This is a genomic window from Amycolatopsis sp. CA-161197 (assembly GCF_050942255.1).
In the GTDB taxonomy this organism is placed as follows: domain Bacteria; phylum Actinomycetota; class Actinomycetes; order Mycobacteriales; family Pseudonocardiaceae; genus Amycolatopsis.
Genome location: NZ_CP192059.1, coordinates 243763 through 260235 on the forward strand (window position 1 = coordinate 243763; position 16473 = coordinate 260235).

The following is a 16473-nucleotide window of genomic DNA, read 5'->3' on the forward strand; positions in this document are numbered from 1 at the left end:
GGCAGAAACCTACGGTCCCGTAGCCTCGCGGTATGGCTGACTTCGTGTACCCGCCCGTGCTGGTCGCCGCGCGGACGATGTTCCGGGTGCTGGACAACCGCATCCGCATCGACGGCGCGCACCACGTTCCGGCGCGCGGCGGGGCGGTGATCGCGTGCACGCACGTCAGCTACCTGGATTTCATCTACTGCGGCCTGGGCGCCCGGCCGGCCAAGCGGTTGGTGCGGTTCATGGCCAAGCACGAGATCTTCGCGAACCGCGTCGCGGGACCGTTGATGCGGGGGATGCACCACATTCCCGTCGACCGCTCCGCCGGCCAGGCTTCGTACGACGAGGCCGTCGCCCGGCTGCGCGCGGGGGAGGTGGTGGGCGTGTTTCCTGAAGCGACGATCAGCCGTTCTTTCACGGTGAAGGCCTTGAAGACGGGCGCCGTACGGATGGCCGCGGAGGCGGGGGTGCCCATCGTGCCGATGGCGCTGTGGGGCACGCAGCGCCTGTGGACCAAGGGGCACCCCAAAAACCTCACGCGGCGCCACGTGCCGATCTCGATCCTGCTGGGCGCCCCGCTGCACCCAGGTCTTGGCGACGACTGCGAGACGGGCACCGCCGAACTCCGCTCCCGCCTGTCGGAACTCCTCGACCGGGCCCAGGCGGAGTACCCGGAATCCCCGGCCCCCTCCGAACGCTGGTGGCTCCCCGCCCACCTCGGCGGCACCGCCCCCACCCCGGAAGCCGCCGCCGCCCTGGACACCCGCCCCGCCACCCGGGACTGACTTGCTGCTCCGGTTGGCAAGTCGCCATGCCGATTGGCAAGCGGTCGCCCAATCGGCAAGTTGCAACGCCTGCTGCAGAACGGGCCCTTGCCACTTGGCTGGCAAGTCGGCCTGCCTATTGGCAAGCGCGAGAGCCCAATGGCAAGTCGCCGCTGCGGATGGCAAATGCCGACGCGCGTGGCAAGTAGATCCCCGAGTGGCTAGCGGTGTGCCGCGGCAAGTGCGTCGGCGAGGTGGCAAGTCGGCCTAACGGTTGGCAAGTCAGGCCGCCGGGTGGCAAGAAGCCGCCACCAACGGCGAGTGCCGAAGCCAGCGGCAAGATGCCAACCCCATCGGCAAGACCGCCTAAAACCACCGCTCCAAAACCTGCGCCACCCCGTCCTCCGCGGCTGGCCCAGTCACCTCGTCCGCCACTTCCAGTACCGCGCGGTGGCCGTTCGCCATGGCCACCCCGTGGCCGGCCCACTGGAGCATCTCCACGTCGTTCGGCATGTCGCCGAAAGCGGTCACCCGCTCGGCCGGCACCGAAAACCGCTCGGCGACATCCGCGAGCCCAGTCGCCTTCGTGACGCCGTGTGCCGACAGTTCGATCAACCCGCCCGACGACGAGTACGTGATGTCCACGGCCCCGTCCAGCACCGCCCGTGCCGCCGCGGCCATCTCCTCCGAACCGAGGCCCCGGTGGCTGATGAGCAGCTTGATCGCCGCATGCCCCAAGACCTCGGCGCGCGGCGCGGTCCGGCCCTCGCCGTCGCCCCACGGGTTGCGGTACTCGGGCTCGATCACGAAGCTGCGGACGTCCGTGCTGATGCGCTCCGCCGCGAGCCGGCAGCCCGGCAAGGCCTTGTCCAGCGCGGAAGCCAGATCGTTCAGCAGCACCGGCGAAAGCAACCCGTGCACGGCCACCACCGACGACGTGGCGATGTCCAGCAGCACCGCGCCATTGGCGCACACCGCGTACCCCGTCAGCCCCAGCGGTTCTGCGATCGGCGGGATCCAGCGCGGCGGCCGGCCGGTGCACAGGACGAACGGGACGCCATCGGCGCGCACGCGCTGCACGACCTCGATGGTTCGAGCGGAAACGACCTCGGTGGGGCCGAGCAGGGTGCCGTCGACGTCGGACGCGATCAAGCGGGGTTTCTCCACGGCCCCATTGTCCCCGAACCGGGCACGGGCACCGCCCGTTCGAGCGAATGTCGGTGGTTGCCGATACCGTCCACCCTCGTGCGAGCAGGCATCGTGATCCTTCCGGAAGATCGTTGGTGGGCGGCCGAGCCCAAGTGGCGGGCCGCCGAGGAGTACGGCTTCGACCACGCGTGGACCTACGACCACCTGGGCTGGAGATCCCTGGTCGACGGCCCGTGGTTCTCCGCGGTGCCCACGCTCACGGCCGCCGCCATGGTCACATCCACCATCCGGCTGGGCACGTTCGTCGCCTCGCCCGTGGCGCGGCACCCGGTGCCGTTCGCGCGTGAGCTGATCACCCTCGACGACGTGTCCGACGGCCGCTTCGTGCTGGGCGTCGGCGCGGGCGTGGACGCGAAGAACTACGACGTGCAGGTGCTCGGCGCGCCCGACTACACGCCGAAGCAGCGCGCGGACCGCTTCACGGAGTTCGTCGAATCGCTCGACGGCCTGCTGATGACCGACCGCTTCGACTTCGAGGGCGAGTACTACCGGGCCCACGGCGCCCGCAACCTCCCCGGCACCGTGCAGCGCCCGAGGCTGCCGTTCGTCGTCGCGGCCAACGGGCCGCGCACGATGACGCTGGCCGCCCGCTTCGGCGCCGGCTGGGCCACCACCGGCCGCGGCGGCGCGACCACCGACGAGTGGTGGCAGGGCATCGCCGAGCTCAGCCGCGTGTTCGACGAGCGGCTCGACGCCGCCGGCCGCGAACGCGACTCCGTGCACCGCTACCTGAGCCTCGACGCGGCGCCGGTGTTCTCGCTGAGCAGCGTCGACGCGTTCCGCGAAGCCGTCGACCGCTCGCGCGAGCTGGGCTTCACCGACGTCATCGCGCACTGGCCGCGCTGGAGCGGCCCGTACGAGGGCCACGAGTCCGTGCTGGAGCAGGTCGTGGAGAACGTGCTGCCCACGCTCAAGGAAAACTAGGCCGATCAGGTGACTTCACCCCCGCCGGGAAACCGATTTCCCGACCCGGGCGTCAAGCAGGTGAGAAGAGGGGGAGACGGCCCTTCACCGGGCCGCTCTTCTCACCTGTGAGCACCCCGGGGGTGCTGGGGAATGGGAGGTCCTCGTGACCGCGGCCGGGGCAGCCGCGGTCACGAGGCTCCAAAAACCGCCACAAAACTCACTTCACGATCGTGTAGATCACCGCGCCGGGATTCCGGTAGTCGACCCGCAGGAAATCGCGCCCGTCCAGGCCCTGCAGCCCGGGCGCGATGGGCGTGTCCTTCCGGATCGTGCCGCTGCCCACCAGCACGTGGTGCACGTCGAGCCGCCGCACGGCGTCGCGCACGCGCGGGTCCGTGTCGTAGTCGCGGAAGTGCAGGGCCAGGTACACGGCGTCGGGCGACACGCGACCGCCGCCGTCGTAGTGGCCGGCCACGGGGTGCACGCCGGCGATCGCGTACATCCACGCGGTGCCGTCCATGCGGTCGTTGAGCACCTTCTCTTGCGCGGGAATTCCCATGGTGCCGAGGTGTTCCATGGCGGTGATCTCGTCGGCGCTGACCGGCGGTGTCACCTCGCCCTCGGGTCCGTTGTAGTACAGGTACGAGACGGCCGTCGCGTTCGCGTTGCGGTAGAACCCGCCGGTCAGCACGGCCATCGCGGCCACCACGACCACGGCCGCCACCAGCCCGAGCCGCGCCAGCACCTGGGGCCGCGAGCGCACCCACGAGCCGCTGCGGGCCAGGCGCGCGATCCACCGCTGCAGCTCCGCCATGCCGTGGCCCGCGAGCAGGCACAGCGGGATCGCGGCCAGCGCCATCAGCCGGTAGCGGTCGTTCCACCACGGCCGTGACAGCGACACCACCCACGGCAGGTAGCCGTAGCAGGTGACCAGCACGAAAAACCCCGAAAGCCCGATCGCCGAGAGCAGTACCCAGCGCATCCGCCGCAGTGTGAAAAACGTGAGCGTGCCCAGCGCGAGCAGCACCGTCAGCCAGATCTGGGGCCGGCTGAGCACCTGCTGGAACGTCACGAGCAGCTTCAGCGCCAGCGGGATCGGCAGGTTCGAGTTCCACGAGTAGTACGGGTACGCGCCGGAGGTGAACCCGATCGCGCCCAGGATCTGCGGCGCCGCCAGCACGCCGCTGACCACCAGCACCGGCAGCATCCGCAGCACGTCGCCCAGGATCACGCGCCACGCCGGCACACCATCAGCCACGCCGTCCACCCGCTTGCGCCGCAGCGACCGGTACCAGCGCTGCACCACCAGTGGCAACGCGAACAGCACCGCGCCGAACAGCGCGCTCGAGTGCGCCGCCAGCAGCCCGTCGGCCACCAGTGCCACGATCAGGCCCGTGTCGACGCCGGGGCGCACCAGGAACCGCTGCAGCGCCACCACGGCCAGCGGCGTGAGCACGATGCCCAGTGCGTACGGCAGCAGCCCGCTCGACACGGACTCGTACGCGCCCGTCGTGGCGGCCGCCGCGACCAGCGCCGTGCACCCCGCGTAGACCGCACGGCCGCCGAGCTGGCGGATGAGCGCCACCATCGACAGCGCGAACAGGCCCGCGACCGGCATGGTGATGCCGTTGAGCGTCACCGGCACGCTCGTGCCCGAGATCTGGTAAACCAGCGCGCCGACCAGGTGATACGCGTTCGGGTAGAACGAGCCGTCGGGGTACCAGTTGATGGTGGACATGCCGGTGAGCGAGCCGTCGCCGGTGTCGGCGATGTAGCGGATGCCGTTCGCGTGGAACACGGTGTCCCAGCGCTGGAAGACGGCCGTCGTGCCACCGCGCGCCGAGAGCACCACGGCGATCGACAGGCCCACGGCCACGACCAGGCACCCGGCCACGGCCCAGTGCGCGCGGTTGCTCCACTCGATCGGCGGCTCCTCCGCACCGGGCCGGAGCCGGCCGCGGGCCATCAGCAGCCGCCGGACGCCGTACGCGAGAGCCGCCAGGCCCACGCTGCACAGGGCGGCGGAAAGTACGTTGTACGGGAGCCCGGCGTCGGCGAGCCACGGGCCGGCCAGACCCGTCACGGCGTAGCTGAGCAGCGGCGCGAGGCCGGCCAGTGCCCAGCCGCGCACGCCGGCGGCCCAGCCCACCAGGCCGCCGGGTATCGCCAGCACGGCCAGGTAGGCGACGACCGCTACCAAGTAGCTCCCCAAGGTGTCCGGTGCAGGCATGCTTCTCACGTGTGTCGGTGCGGTACGGCCGGCGGTATGCCGAGGTCGGTTCGGGCCACGGTGTCAGGACTGCGTACCCTGGGCGCCCGTGAGCGAGCACACGAACCCCGCCAAGATTACTGAACACGAGTTCGCCGGCTACGACCTCGTCGTCGTCGGGTCCGGTTTCTTCGGGCTGACCGTCGCCGAGCGGGCCGCGGCCGAGCTCGGCAAGAAGGTTCTGGTGCTCGAGCGCCGGAGCCACCTCGGCGGCAACGCCTACTCCGAGGCCGAGCCCGAGACCGGCATCGAGGTGCACAAGTACGGTGCGCACCTGTTCCACACCTCGAACAAGCGCGTGTGGGAGTACGTCAACCGCTTCACCGAGTTCACCGGCTACCAGCACCGGGTGTTCGCCAAGGTCAAGGACCAGGTCTACTCGTTCCCGATGAACCTGGGCCTGATCAACCAGTTCTTCGGCAAGTCGCACACCCCGGACGAGGCCCGCGAGCTCATCGCCAAGCAGGCGTCGGAGTTCCAGACCGACGCCGCCGAGAACCTCGAGGAAAAGGCCATCTCGCTGGTCGGCCGTCCGCTGTACGAGGCGTTCATCCGCGGGTACACCGCGAAGCAGTGGGAGAACGACCCCAAGAACCTGGGCGCGAACATCATCACGCGCCTGCCGGTCCGCTACACGTTCGACAACCGGTATTTCAACGACACCTACGAGGGCCTGCCCGTCAACGGGTACACCGCGTGGCTCGAGAAGATGGCCGAGCACGAGAACATCGAGATCCGGCTGAACGTCGACTACTTCGACGTGCGCGACCAGATCCCCGCGGGCACCCCGACCGTCTACACCGGGCCGCTGGACCGCTACTTCGACTACTCGGCGGGCCGGTTCACCTGGCGCACCGTCGACTTCGAGTCCGAGGTCGCCCCGACGGGTGACTTCCAGGGCGCCCCGGTCGTGAACTACAACGACCAGGAAGTGCCCTACACCCGCATCATCGAGTTCCGCCACTTCCACCCGGAGCGGAACTACCCGAAGGACAAGACGGTCATCTTCCGGGAGTTCTCGCGCTTCGCGACGGAAGACGACGAGCCGTACTACCCGATCAACACGCCGGAGAACCGCGAGAAGCTCGAGAGCTACCGCGAACTGGCCAAGGCCGAGGCGCGCGAGAAGAACGTGCTGTTCGGCGGCCGTCTCGGCACGTACAAGTACCTCGACATGCACATGGCGATCGGCTCGGCGCTGTCGATGTTCGACAACAAGATCGCGCCGCACCTCACCGACGGTGCGCCGCTCGACGGGTCGATCGATGCTTGAGCAGACCACGGCGCCGGTTGACGCCGGCACTCCCGTGACTGCGCCCGCGGGCCCGGCGACCGGTGAGGTCGCCGTGTTGTCCCAGGCCCAGCGCTTCCTGAAGAAGCCGGGCACGGTGCAGGTCGCGCGCGGGATGTCGCTGTTCGGCGAGCACAGCGCGGGCTGGTTCGCGCTCGGCCTGATCGGCGCCGCGGTGGACAAGCCGCGGCGCAAGGACTGGCTCGTCGCGTCCGCCGGCGTCGTCGGTGCGCACGCCGCCTCGATCGCGGTGAAACGCGTGGTCAGGCGACGTCGTCCGGACCACCCGAGCGTCGAGGTCCTGGTCGGCACGCCGAGCAAGCTGAGCTTCCCGTCTTCGCACGCGACGTCCACGACGGCGGCGGCGGTGCTCTACTCGGGACTCACCGGGCGTAACCTGGTCCCCGCCCTCGTACCGCCGATGCTGGCCTCGCGGCTGTTGCTCGGCGTCCACTATCCGACCGACGTACTGGCCGGTGCGGCCCTGGGAGGCCTCGTCGGTGGTCTGATCCGACGGAAGCTGAAGAGACGATGAGCGAAACGACCGACGAGCGTGCCGAGAACTCGACCGACCCGGCTGAATCCGCGAAGACGGACGAAGCCGTGAAGGTCGAGACCGAGGAGGCTGCCGCCGACGCGGCCGCGTCCTCCGCTGCCGTTTCGGAGCCGGCGATCCCGGCTGCCGCTTCGGCCGGCACGAACCCCGTTGCGCTGCTGCTGGGCGTGATCAAGACCGCGCGCCCGAAGCAGTGGGTGAAGAACGTGCTGGTGTTCGCCGCACCGTTCTTCGCGTTCTCGAAGGCGACCAACCGCACCGAGCTGGTCATCGACGCGCTGATCGCGTTCGTCGCCTTCTCGTTGACGGCCTCGTCGGTCTACCTCATCAACGACGCCGTCGACGTCGAAGCCGACCGCGCCCACCCGACCAAGCGCAACCGGCCCATCGCGGCCGGGATCGTGCCGGTTCCGGTGGCCTACGCGGCCGCGGTGGTGTTCTTCCTGGCCGGTCTCGCGGTGTCGTTCACCGCGAGCTGGGAGCTGGCCGTGGTGCTCGGCGTGTACGAGGCTGTGCAGCTCGGGTACTGCTTCGGGCTGAAGCACCAGCCGGTGGTGGACCTCGCGATCGTCGGCTCCGGCTTCCTGATGCGCTCGATCGCCGGTGGTGTCGCCGGCGGGATCGCCATGTCGCAGTGGTTCCTGCTGGTCACGGCGTTCGGCTCGCTGTTCATGGTGGCGGGCAAGCGCTACGCGGAGATCATGCTGTTCGAACGCACGGGCGCGAAGATCCGGTCGTCGCTGAAGAAGTACTCGGCGAGCTACCTGCGCTTCGTGTGGGCGACGTCGGCGGCGATTCTGATCATGTCGTACTGCCTGTGGGCATTCGAGATTCGGCAGGCGGAACACGACTCGCTGTGGGCGGTCGTGTCGATGGTGCCGTTCGTGATCGCCGTGCTGCGGTACGCGGTGGACGTCGACGGCGGCAACGCCGGGGCGCCGGACGAGATCGCGTTGCGGGACCGGGTGCTGCAGGTGCTCGGGCTGACTTGGGTCGTGACGTTGTTCCTGTCGTTCTACCTGTGAATCGCGCTGGAATTTAGACAGCTGAGTATCAGGCTGCGCACAGAAATACCGGTCATCCTCGGAGGTGGGAGCGGGCAGGCCGCCCGTTCCCACTTCAGCCGGAGGAGCCGAAGATGAGTGACCAGGTCCCGCCGGAGCAGTCCGGCGAAGGTGGTTCGCCGCAGGACGCGACCGTCGAGAGCTCGCAGCCTGGTGTTGATGGTTCTGGGGAAGACGCGCGGGGTGCTGCGGAGAACCAGCAGCAGGTCCCGCCGGGACAGCAGCAGGCGCCGGGGGCGCAGCAAGCTGCGCCGGGACAACCGGGGCAGCCGCAGGCCGAGGCTCCGCAGCCGGGTGTGCAGCAGCCGGGTGCCCAGCAGGTCCCGCCGGGGCAGCCACAGCCCGGCGTGCAGCAGCCTGGAATGCCGCAGCAACCGTACGGTCCTCCGCCTGGGGTGTGGGGCGGGCCGCAGCGGGTTCGTCAGCCGGGCGGGTTCCGCCGCTTCGTCGGCAATCGTGTGACCCAGCTGGTCGGTGTCGGTGTGCTGGGGCTGCTCGTCGGTGGCGGCATCGTCGGCGGTGTCATGGCCGCGACTCAGCACGACGGGCGGCCGGGGATGTCGCACTTCCGTGACGGTGGTGGCGGCGGGTATCGCGAATTCCGTGGCGGACCTGGGTTCGGCCAGGGCGGTCCCGGTGGTCCTGGTGGTCCCGGTGGGACGGGGACCAGCAGCGGAATCGGGACTGGTTACGGGATCTGATCGCTCGGCCCCGGGCTGGTTCGTGCGCGGCTGACGGGGCACAAGTCTTCGGAGTAGGTCACAGGAAGATCACGGCCGTTGTGTACGGTGTCGCGTGATGCGAAGCGACACCGTTGTCCGGCCGGCCATCGACAGGTGGCTGCCGTTCGGTGTCGCGGGCGTGTCGGCCGTGGTGTTCCTGCTGGCCGGCCGGCATTTGGTCGACGACGCCTACGTCACGCTGTCTTACGCCCGCAACCTGGCCCTGCACGGCCATTGGGGCCTCGTCGAGCAAGGTACGGCCAACACGGCCACCTCACCCCTGCACGTGTTCGCCATCGCCGCCGTGACGGTTGTCGTCCGGGACGCGCTGGTGGGGGCCGGTGTGGTGTTCGTGGTGTGCCAGGTGGTGCTGGCGATGGGGCTCAAGCGGCTGGCCGAACGCACCGGGATCCCTTGCCGTTTCGTGCCCCTCGCCTTCGCGGGGTTGCTGGTGAATCCGCTGCTCGTGTCGGCGGTGGGCCTCGAAGTGGTACCCGCGGCGGCCGGTGCCGTGTGGGTGTTGGTGTTCGCGGTGGAGCGGCGGCCGGCTGCGCTCGGGTTCGCCGCCGGCGCGCTCGTGCTGGTGCGCGTCGACCTGGTGCTGGTCGCGCTCGTGGTGTTCGTGGTGCGGCCGAGGTTTTGGGAGGGCATCTGGCAGACGACGTTCGCCGCCTTCGTCGCGGCGGTGCCGTGGTTCGCGTTCAGCTGGTTCGTGCTGGGGTCGGCGGTGCCGGACACCGTGGTGTTCCAGCAGCCGACGGTGCCGTGGCTCGACTTTCCCGCGGCCGCGCTGATCGCGTTCCTGCCGGTGCCGCTCGCGGTGATCGTGGCGCTGGTACGCCGCGACGAAGCCACCCGGCCGTTCGCCGTGCTCGCGGGCGCCGGCATTGTGCACGCTGTGGTCGTCGCCTCGCCCAACCCCTGGTCGTACGCACCCGCGATTGTCGGGGCGACGGTGTTCCTCGCCGCGTGGATTTGCCTGACGCCCCACCGCATCCCGGTGATGGCGGCAGCCGGGCTGGTACTAGCCGCCGCCGTCGGCGTCTACGTGGCTCCCGGCGTGCCCCGGCGCTTCGCGCCCATCACCGGCAACCTCGCCGCGACGGACGAGTACCGCGAGATCGGCACGCAGCTCGCCACGCTGGCGAAGGGCCGCGCCGTGGAGAGTCCCGGCGAAGCGGGCGCGCTCGCGTACGCGTGCGACTGCCACCTCGTCGGCGAGTTCTCCGACCGCGGTGCCGTCGACCCGGCCATCACCGAGACGAAGCTGCGCAGCAACGAGCTCGGCCGCGCCCTCATCGAAGCCAACTTCCACCACTTCGACCACGGCGTCGCACCCACGCCGCCGGACCTCGTGCTCGAAACGACGACGCACGCGCCGCCCCCGACGGCCCTGGCGACCTGGACCATCGACTCACCGCGCGCCGGCACCCAGCACCTCTACCTGGCGCCGGCGCGCTAGCAGCAGCAACACCCGCCGGTGTCGTCCATCGCCGCCTGCACCGCGCCCGTCGCGCCGGTGCTCAGCGCCACGCTCCGGCCGGTGAACACAGCGAAGGCCAGCACTTGTGGCGCGTTGCCCATCGCGTCGGTGCGGAAGCTGACCAGCGTCGTCCGTGCGCCGTGACTGTCCACACTGGACGCCGTGTAGGTCGTGTTCGGGGCCAGCCCGCGGGCCTGCAGGCCGATGCTGTCGAGGCCGGCGATCGGCCGCACGGTGACCTCCAGCCGGCGACCCGTGGCCGGGTCGAGCGTGGTGCCGTCCGAACCGTCCGGAAGTGTCGCGGCGACGTCGTGGCCCTGCTGGCCCAGGCCCTGTGTGCCGAGGTTCGGCGCGCCGCCGCCCGGTGCCGCGTTCGGCACGTACACCAGGGCCTGCGGTTCCTGCCCGACACCGAACGAGCTGACCACCCGCTGCGTGCGCGTGTCGATCACGTCCACGCTGTCGGACTTCTCCATGCCCACGTACATGCGCGAACCGTCACCACTGGGCCAGATCCCGTGCGGAGCGTGACCGGTGTCGTGGACGGTCGCGACCAGCTTGGGTGATCCGGGGGAGCGGCGGTACACGAGCGTCTCGTCGAGGCCACCTACGGTGAGGTACGCGAAGTCGCCCGCGAAGTTCGGGTGGTTGGTGTCCGGCCCGGTGGTCAGCACGGCCTGCACGCGGTGGTGCACCAGGTCGACCACGCTGGTCTTGCCGGCGCGCTTGTGCGGCACCCACAGCTCGCGGCCGTCCGGGGAGATCGCCAGGTCGGACGAGAACACGTCGCCCAGGCCCGTGATGTGCCCGGTGATGCGCCGCGAGGCCACGTCGACCACGGTGATCTCGGGCAGCGCGATGTGGTTCACGTAGGCGGTGCGCCCATCGGGGCTCATGACCACTTTGGACGGTCCAGTGCCCACCGGCAGGTTCTCGATCACCCCGCCGTGCAAGGCGTCGACGATCGTCACCGTGTCGCGGCCGCGATCGGCGACCCAGAACTCGCGGCCGTCGCGCGTGAACGAGCCCTCGTGCGAAGCGCGCCCGACGTCGGTGTGGCTGAGCACCTGGTTCGTGGTGGTGTCGATGATGTCCACGGTGTTGCTGCCGATGCTCACCACGCCGAGGCGCTGCCGGTTCGGGGAGTAGGCGAGGCCGTGCACGTTCTCGTCGTCGAGGTACTGCGGGTTCAGCGTGTTCGACAGCCGCTGCGCGCCGAGCGCGATCGTCCCCAGCACCTTGTTGGCCGGCGGGTCGATCACGGTCACCGTGTTCGACGTCTGGTCGGCGGTGTAGACGCGGTCGTGCGAGGTGACGGGGACCGGCGCAGGCGGCGGCACGGCACTGAACCCGTCGTCGGGCGCCGACGCGGCACTGCTCGCCACCGCCACGGCCCCACCCGCCGCGGCGACGATCGCGAGCGCGAAGGAGATCCGGCGTTTCCAGGGCATGGTTTGCCTTTCCGTAGGGACTTCTACCGAGGAGCGACCGCGAGCTGCGCGACGCTGCGGCCGGCGTCGTCGCGCACGAGCAGCGCGACGATGGTGTCGCGGCTCATCGCCGTGACCATGCGAGTGCGCACGGGCCCGGTCCCGTCGGCGCGGACGCTGCCCGCGGGCAGGCTCCGCCCACCCGCCCCGACCGTGACCAGCTGGTAGGTCTCGCCGTCGCGCAGGCCGCTGAGCGTGATCGGCACCTCGGTGCCCCACGGGTGCGGAACCATCAGGCCGTCGCGGGTCAGCGCGACCGGCTGCGGTGGCTCGCCGGACGACAGCACCACGGTCCCCGTGACGACCGCCGCCACCACGACCGCCGCGGCGGCCAGCACGAGCCGTCGCGTGCGGCGCGCCCCGTCCGCCGCGCGCACGCGGGCGCCGATGCGCGGCCCCAGCTCCGGCGGCGTGGGCACCCGCGGCCCGCCCTCGGTGTAGGCGAACGTGGCCGCGACCTCGCGGAGCTCGGCGGTGTCACGGGCGCAGCCGGCACACGTCGCCACGTGGCGCGCGAGAGGCTCGGGCAGGGAGCGGCCCAGCATCAGGGCCTCGGCGACCTCGCCGCGGACCCGCACGCAGTCGTCGGTCATCGCACGAGCCCTCCGCTCTCGTCCAGGATCAGCCGCAGCGCGCGGATGCCGTAGTAGAGCCGGCTGCGCGCGGTCGACGCGGAGATCCCCAGCTCGGCCGCGTAGTCCGCGCAGGTGCGGCCCTCCACGTGGACGGCGTGGACCACGTCGCGGTGCTCGTCGCTGAGCCGGCGCATGGCCTCGTCGAGCTGGATGCTCACGAGCAGCCGGTCGAACGGGTCGTCGGCCCGGTCCGGTTCGCCGAGGGCGGGTGCCGGCGCCGGCCGGGTCGCACGGCGGCGTGTGGCGTCGACGACGAGGTTGCGCAGGATGCCGAAGAGCCAGGTCCGCAGGCTGCCACGCGCCGGGTCGAAGCGGCGGCCGGCGCGCCACGCCCGCACGAACGTCTCCTGCACCACGTCCTCGGCCAGGTGCCGGTCGGCCAGCGCGTTGAGGGCGAAGCCGAATAGCTCGCCGCCGTAGCGCGTGTACGCGGCCTGCACGTCGCCTTCGCTGCGCATCGCCTCGGTGTCCGCCGACCGTTTCAGCCGCACCGCCCACCCCGTTCCGTTGTGCCGCGAGGGGATACGCGTGCCGGAGCCGGAGTGTTGAAGCGGAACGCGATCTTGTTCAGTGCAGCACGGCGGGACTCCTCAGCGCACGGCCGCGGGGCGCCCGATCACGGTGCGCATCGAGCCCTCGCGCACGAGCAGCACCTGGGTCACGACCTGCAGGAGCACGAAGAACACGATCGACACCACCGTGTCCAGCGCGGGGACGTCGTCGACGGGCAGCGTGTACGCCATGGCGACGCTCACGCCGCTGTGCACCAGGCCGCCGACGCCCCAGACCACGGTGAGCACCCGCCACAGGCGCCGGAACGACGGTCGCTGCTCCCACGCGTCGTCGAGCTGCGTGCCCTTGCCCGGAAGGAGCGCGCGGGCGGCCTCGTAGGTGACCGGCCGGCGGCCGATGACCAGGCTCGCCAGCAGCCAGACACCGGCGAGCGAGCTGAACCACGCGTTGCGCACCAGCAGCAGCCGCGCGTCGCCGGTGAGCAGCGTCGTCACCACGCTCACGGCGACGATCGCCAGCACGAACAAGCCCATCCCGTCCACGCGCCGCCGCGTGACGGCCGTGTAGAGCACGCGCAACGCCGGCGGCAGGCCGCTCAGCAGCAGCGCCCACACGGGCACCACGCCGAACGCGCGCAGCAGGTAGTAGCCCCCGACAGGTGCGCCGATGTCGATGACCAGGGCGAACGCGGACGAACGGAAGTCTTTACCCATACGTCCGAGTGTTCGGGGCAACGCGGCCCGGAACCATCGTCGGTCCGGCCACCCGGCATCCACCGATCGGTTGATGCCCGTCAGCGGCGCGAGAGGGCCCTTCGCACCTTCATCGGTGCCAGCAGGTCACGCTGGGTCAGCGTGGAGCCGTCGGCGAAGGTGAACCGGATCCCCGGCTCGGGGGGGAAGCTGCGGCCGGGCGTCACGGCGTCGAGCCGCGCCACGACGTCGACCGGGAACTCCTCGGCCGTCACGAAGAAGTCCTTCGTGTCCGGTTCGGCCACGAACTTCGTGGGGTACACGAGCGCGAGCCGCCGATCGGTCCAGGTCAGACGCGCGGCGCCGGCGGAGAACGCGAGGTGGTCGGCGATCCGCACGGCAAGGGCTGCGGGCGTTGCAGCTTCGACGCGGTAGGCCAGCGACGGGTCGTCGGTCCAGTCCTCGTCGGGCAGCCCGGCGGGCGTCGGCCAGCGGCCCGGCGCCGTCGTGACCTTCACCGGCTCGCGCGCCGGCGCGTACGGCAGGTGCAGCGCGCCGCCGACCCACGCGACGACGTGGCCGTGCGCGGGCGGACAGCCCAGCAGCAGCTTTTCCTTACGCCGCAACCACACCTTCGCGTAGTCGCGCTCGATGATCTCGTCGACCTCGCCGGCCTGCTTCAGCTCGACCGCACGCATCACGCGACCCCGTTCGTGCGGGCCAGCAGCCACTCGAACGCCTCGGGCTCCTCGGCGCCGAACCGCAGCTCGAAGCCGGAACCGTCCACAAGGGACATCCGCAACCCACTCCGGGCCACGGCGAACCCGGCGATCTGCTCACGCGGCAGCGCCGCCGCCTCCTCGAACTCCCGGGGAGCCACCGGCTCGCCCTCGCGGTTCTCGCCGTACGTCTTGCGCCGGTCCGTGACGATCTCCGCCACGTCCTTGCCGAACTTCGCCATCCCCCGCCCGAAGCCCATCGCCTTGCCCAGCAACGACTTCTCCGGTTCTACGGCCGGCTCTTCCGGTACGACGACCCGTAGCAGCAGCAGTCGCGAGGTGGTCAGCACCCACAACGCGGGCCGCGCGCCCCGCACCAGTTGCTCGGCGAGCAGCCCGGACCGGTCACCGAAAACGACCACGGCGGGTTTCGGGTTGGGGCCGGTCCCCCCGCTGCCGCTGTCCTCGTCACCGGACAACGCCGCGTCGACCACGCCGCCGGCGAAATCCGCCAGCCCCGAGCCGACCTTGCGCATGAGGCTCTTCGCGGGATTGCCGAACTCGTCGAGACCACGGACGTCGTACCCGGTGACACCACCGAAGGCAGCCCACAACAACCGCTCGTCAGCACGCAGGTGTGGCCGCGCCTGCGTGGCGGCACCCAGGGGATCGGCGAGATTCATTCTTCGAGTGAGAATCCTCGGTCGGTCGCCTCGCGGCGCTCGTCTTCACCGTCGGTCTGAGACTGGTTGTAACCGTACTTCACGCCCTGCTCGATGCCCTGCTCGGCGATGTTCCCCGCGCTGCCCCGCCACGCCGCCTTGCCCACGCTCGACGTCCCGCTCATCCCCGCCAGCCGCAGGCCGGTCTCCGTGAGGTTGGTGGTCAACGCATCGGCGCCGTTGCCTCCGACGCCCAGCGCGTTGGCGAACCGGTTGCCCGTCCGCGAAGCCCCGGTGGCCGCGTCGGCCTTGGTGAGGATCTTCGCGATCGGGTTCTTGTCGATCATGTCGGCCACGCGCTTTTCGAGGAAGTTGCCGTTGCGCAGGCCTTCCACGCGTTCCACGACCTTCTTCAACGGCCCCGTGCGCAGCTTCTGCAGGATCTTCTCCAGCTCCTCGATGAGCGGCTTCAGCTTGCCCAGCAGCTGCTTCACCTTCATCCCGAGCCGCCCGCCGGTCACCGCGACCTCGCCCGTGGTCGCCGCCCCCGCGGCCCCCACCGACGCGCCTGCCGTGATCCACGACGCCGCCAGCGCCGCGAGCCACTCGATGATCAGGCCCATCACCAGCTCTTGCAGGATGTCGATCACGATCTCCACGAACGCGTCGAACAGGTCCGCGGCCAGCTCCAGGATCTGCTGCAGCCCGCGCACCTCGTCCGCGAATGCCGAAGCACCCTCGGAGAATTCGCCCATCTGCTTGCGGAACGCGTCGCCGCCGGAGCCTTCCCACGGCTCCTTCGTGAGGTCCGCGCGCTTGCGCTCGTGCTCCCCGACGCCGTCGAGCCACTGCGCCACCTGCGCCCAGCCCTGCGCGGTGCTGCGCATCTGCTCGGGGTCGCCGATCGCCGGCTCCAGCACGAACTCCACGAGCGGGCTGATCACGATGCCGATGAGGAACCCGAGCCCGTTGTCCAGCAACGACTGCCCGGGACTCGTCACCAGCTGGATCTGCTCCATGCGCGTGTGCACGGCCGCGATCGCGACGTCCGGCGGGCTGCTCGCCTGCGACACCTCGGTCGACGTGGACAGCCACGAGCTGCCGTAGCCGCCGTTCTGCTCCAGGTAGCTCTTGCGGCCCGCGTCGCCCGCGTGGTTCACGTCCGACAGCGAGCCCGCGCCACTACCACCGTCGGCGAGCTCCTTGCCGAGCCCGGTCACGGCGTCGGTGGTCGCGTCCTCGTGGCCCTGGTAGGCCTGCGCGGCCAGCGTGGTCTTGTCCGCGATGGCGTCCAGGAACGTTTTCGCCTGGTCGGCGAGGTCCTGGCACTCCTGCAGTGAGTCGAAGTACTTGTACGCCATCAGCTCGCCGAGCGGGCCGAAGCAGTCGTCGCTCACCCGCGCCTGCTGCAGCAGCTGGGCGAGGCTGCCGAAGTGCCCGGCCGCTTCCTTCGAGCCGCTCGCGTGCGCGTTCAGCGCCACCGGCTCGATCTTGAACCCACTGGTCACGA

General features: G+C 70.6%; 16 protein-coding genes. 7 read left to right on the top strand and 9 right to left on the bottom strand.

Annotation, left to right across the window (positions count from 1 at the left end; translation table 11 throughout):
• Nucleotides 1-32: 32 nt before the first annotated feature.
• Entirely contained in the window at nt 33-773 is a 741-nt protein-coding gene (locus ACQPXB_RS01170) for a lysophospholipid acyltransferase family protein (RefSeq protein WP_366577193.1), read from the top strand.
• A 345-nt stretch (nt 774-1118) separates the two neighbouring features.
• On the opposite strand, the gene ACQPXB_RS01175 is transcribed toward ACQPXB_RS01170, so the two are convergent.
• The gene (locus tag ACQPXB_RS01175; protein ID WP_432857214.1) at nt 1119-1904 is read right to left on the bottom strand and encodes an HAD family hydrolase; all 786 of its coding nucleotides are present in this window, start codon (nt 1902-1904) and stop codon (nt 1119-1121) included.
• 93 nt (nt 1905-1997) lie between these two features.
• Between ACQPXB_RS01175 and ACQPXB_RS01180 the strand changes: the two genes are divergently transcribed.
• Nucleotides 1998-2885, top strand: a complete 888-nt coding sequence (locus ACQPXB_RS01180) for an LLM class flavin-dependent oxidoreductase (protein ID WP_432849153.1) — start codon at nt 1998-2000, stop codon at nt 2883-2885.
• A 199-nt stretch (nt 2886-3084) separates the two neighbouring features.
• Here ACQPXB_RS01180 and ACQPXB_RS01185 read toward each other — a convergent pair whose 3' ends face one another.
• Complete coding sequence (locus tag ACQPXB_RS01185) at nt 3085-5097, bottom strand: DUF6541 family protein (protein ID WP_366577197.1); 2013 nt, start codon at nt 5095-5097, stop codon at nt 3085-3087.
• Between the two features lie 88 nt (nt 5098-5185).
• Here ACQPXB_RS01185 and glf point away from each other — a divergent pair, with 88 nt between their 5' ends.
• From glf to ACQPXB_RS01210, 5 genes are all read left to right on the top strand, one after another.
• Nucleotides 5186-6409 (top strand): UDP-galactopyranose mutase, encoded by a 1224-nt coding sequence (glf, locus tag ACQPXB_RS01190; RefSeq protein WP_366577199.1) that lies wholly within the window; start codon nt 5186-5188, stop codon nt 6407-6409.
• Nucleotides 6402-6962, top strand: coding sequence for a phosphatase PAP2 family protein (locus ACQPXB_RS01195; RefSeq protein ID WP_366577201.1), 561 nt, complete (start codon nt 6402-6404; stop codon nt 6960-6962). The genes glf and ACQPXB_RS01195 overlap by 8 nt, the downstream gene beginning before the upstream one ends.
• The gene (locus tag ACQPXB_RS01200; protein ID WP_366577203.1) at nt 6959-8008 is read left to right on the top strand and encodes a decaprenyl-phosphate phosphoribosyltransferase; all 1050 of its coding nucleotides are present in this window, start codon (nt 6959-6961) and stop codon (nt 8006-8008) included. Before ACQPXB_RS01195 ends, ACQPXB_RS01200 begins: the two co-directional genes overlap by 4 nt.
• 113 nt (nt 8009-8121) lie before the next feature.
• Nucleotides 8122-8748 (top strand): hypothetical protein, encoded by a 627-nt coding sequence (locus ACQPXB_RS01205; protein ID WP_432849154.1) that lies wholly within the window; start codon nt 8122-8124, stop codon nt 8746-8748.
• Between the two features lie 97 nt (nt 8749-8845).
• The gene (locus ACQPXB_RS01210; RefSeq protein WP_432849155.1) at nt 8846-10231 is read left to right on the top strand and encodes a hypothetical protein; all 1386 of its coding nucleotides are present in this window, start codon (nt 8846-8848) and stop codon (nt 10229-10231) included.
• Here ACQPXB_RS01210 and ACQPXB_RS01215 read toward each other — a convergent pair.
• From ACQPXB_RS01215 to ACQPXB_RS01245, 7 genes are all read right to left on the bottom strand, one after another.
• Nucleotides 10228-11703, bottom strand: a complete 1476-nt coding sequence (locus ACQPXB_RS01215; protein WP_432849156.1) for a beta-propeller fold lactonase family protein — start codon at nt 11701-11703, stop codon at nt 10228-10230. The genes ACQPXB_RS01210 and ACQPXB_RS01215 overlap by 4 nt on opposite strands.
• 23 nt (nt 11704-11726) lie before the next feature.
• Entirely contained in the window at nt 11727-12335 is a 609-nt protein-coding gene (locus ACQPXB_RS01220) for a hypothetical protein (RefSeq protein ID WP_432849157.1), read from the bottom strand.
• The gene (locus ACQPXB_RS01225) at nt 12332-12868 is read right to left on the bottom strand and encodes a sigma-70 family RNA polymerase sigma factor (protein WP_366577213.1); all 537 of its coding nucleotides are present in this window, start codon (nt 12866-12868) and stop codon (nt 12332-12334) included. The genes ACQPXB_RS01220 and ACQPXB_RS01225 overlap by 4 nt, the downstream gene beginning before the upstream one ends.
• Before the next feature lie 99 nt (nt 12869-12967).
• Nucleotides 12968-13603 carry a VC0807 family protein gene (locus tag ACQPXB_RS01230; protein ID WP_432849158.1) on the bottom strand — a complete coding sequence of 212 codons (636 nt, stop codon included), beginning with the start codon at nt 13601-13603 and terminating at the stop codon, nt 12968-12970.
• Nucleotides 13604-13683: 80 nt separating this feature from the next.
• On the bottom strand, nt 13684-14280 hold the full coding sequence (locus tag ACQPXB_RS01235; RefSeq protein WP_366577217.1) for a hypothetical protein: 597 nt from the start codon (nt 14278-14280) through the stop codon (nt 13684-13686).
• Nucleotides 14280-14984: a hypothetical protein gene (locus ACQPXB_RS01240; RefSeq protein WP_366577219.1), complete on the bottom strand. Its 705-nt coding sequence runs from the start codon at nt 14982-14984 to the stop codon at nt 14280-14282. The genes ACQPXB_RS01235 and ACQPXB_RS01240 overlap by 1 nt, the downstream gene beginning before the upstream one ends.
• Nucleotides 14981-16471, bottom strand: a complete 1491-nt coding sequence (locus ACQPXB_RS01245) for a WXG100 family type VII secretion target (protein WP_432849159.1) — start codon at nt 16469-16471, stop codon at nt 14981-14983. The genes ACQPXB_RS01240 and ACQPXB_RS01245 overlap by 4 nt, the downstream gene beginning before the upstream one ends.
• Between the last annotated feature and the right edge of the window lie 2 nt (nt 16472-16473).

What these genes read in the sequence shown, in the direction of transcription:
- ACQPXB_RS01235 (WP_366577217.1), bottom strand. Translation starts at nt 14,280, where the DNA reads ATGCGTGCGGTCGAGCTGAAGCAGGCCGGCGAGGTCGACGAGATCATC.
- ACQPXB_RS01230 (WP_432849158.1), bottom strand. Translation starts at nt 13,603, where the DNA reads ATGGGTAAAGACTTCCGTTCGTCCGCGTTCGCCCTGGTCATCGACATC.
- ACQPXB_RS01185 (WP_366577197.1), bottom strand. Translation starts at nt 5,097, where the DNA reads ATGCCTGCACCGGACACCTTGGGGAGCTACTTGGTAGCGGTCGTCGCC.
- ACQPXB_RS01195 (WP_366577201.1), top strand. Translation starts at nt 6,402, where the DNA reads ATGCTTGAGCAGACCACGGCGCCGGTTGACGCCGGCACTCCCGTGACT.
- ACQPXB_RS01240 (WP_366577219.1), bottom strand. Translation starts at nt 14,984, where the DNA reads ATGAATCTCGCCGATCCCCTGGGTGCCGCCACGCAGGCGCGGCCACAC.
- ACQPXB_RS01205 (WP_432849154.1), top strand. Translation starts at nt 8,122, where the DNA reads ATGAGTGACCAGGTCCCGCCGGAGCAGTCCGGCGAAGGTGGTTCGCCG.
- ACQPXB_RS01220 (WP_432849157.1), bottom strand. Translation starts at nt 12,335, where the DNA reads ATGACCGACGACTGCGTGCGGGTCCGCGGCGAGGTCGCCGAGGCCCTG.
- ACQPXB_RS01200 (WP_366577203.1), top strand. Translation starts at nt 6,959, where the DNA reads ATGAGCGAAACGACCGACGAGCGTGCCGAGAACTCGACCGACCCGGCT.
- ACQPXB_RS01215 (WP_432849156.1), bottom strand. Translation starts at nt 11,703, where the DNA reads ATGCCCTGGAAACGCCGGATCTCCTTCGCGCTCGCGATCGTCGCCGCG.
- ACQPXB_RS01210 (WP_432849155.1), top strand. Translation starts at nt 8,846, where the DNA reads ATGCGAAGCGACACCGTTGTCCGGCCGGCCATCGACAGGTGGCTGCCG.
- ACQPXB_RS01170 (WP_366577193.1), top strand. Translation starts at nt 33, where the DNA reads ATGGCTGACTTCGTGTACCCGCCCGTGCTGGTCGCCGCGCGGACGATG.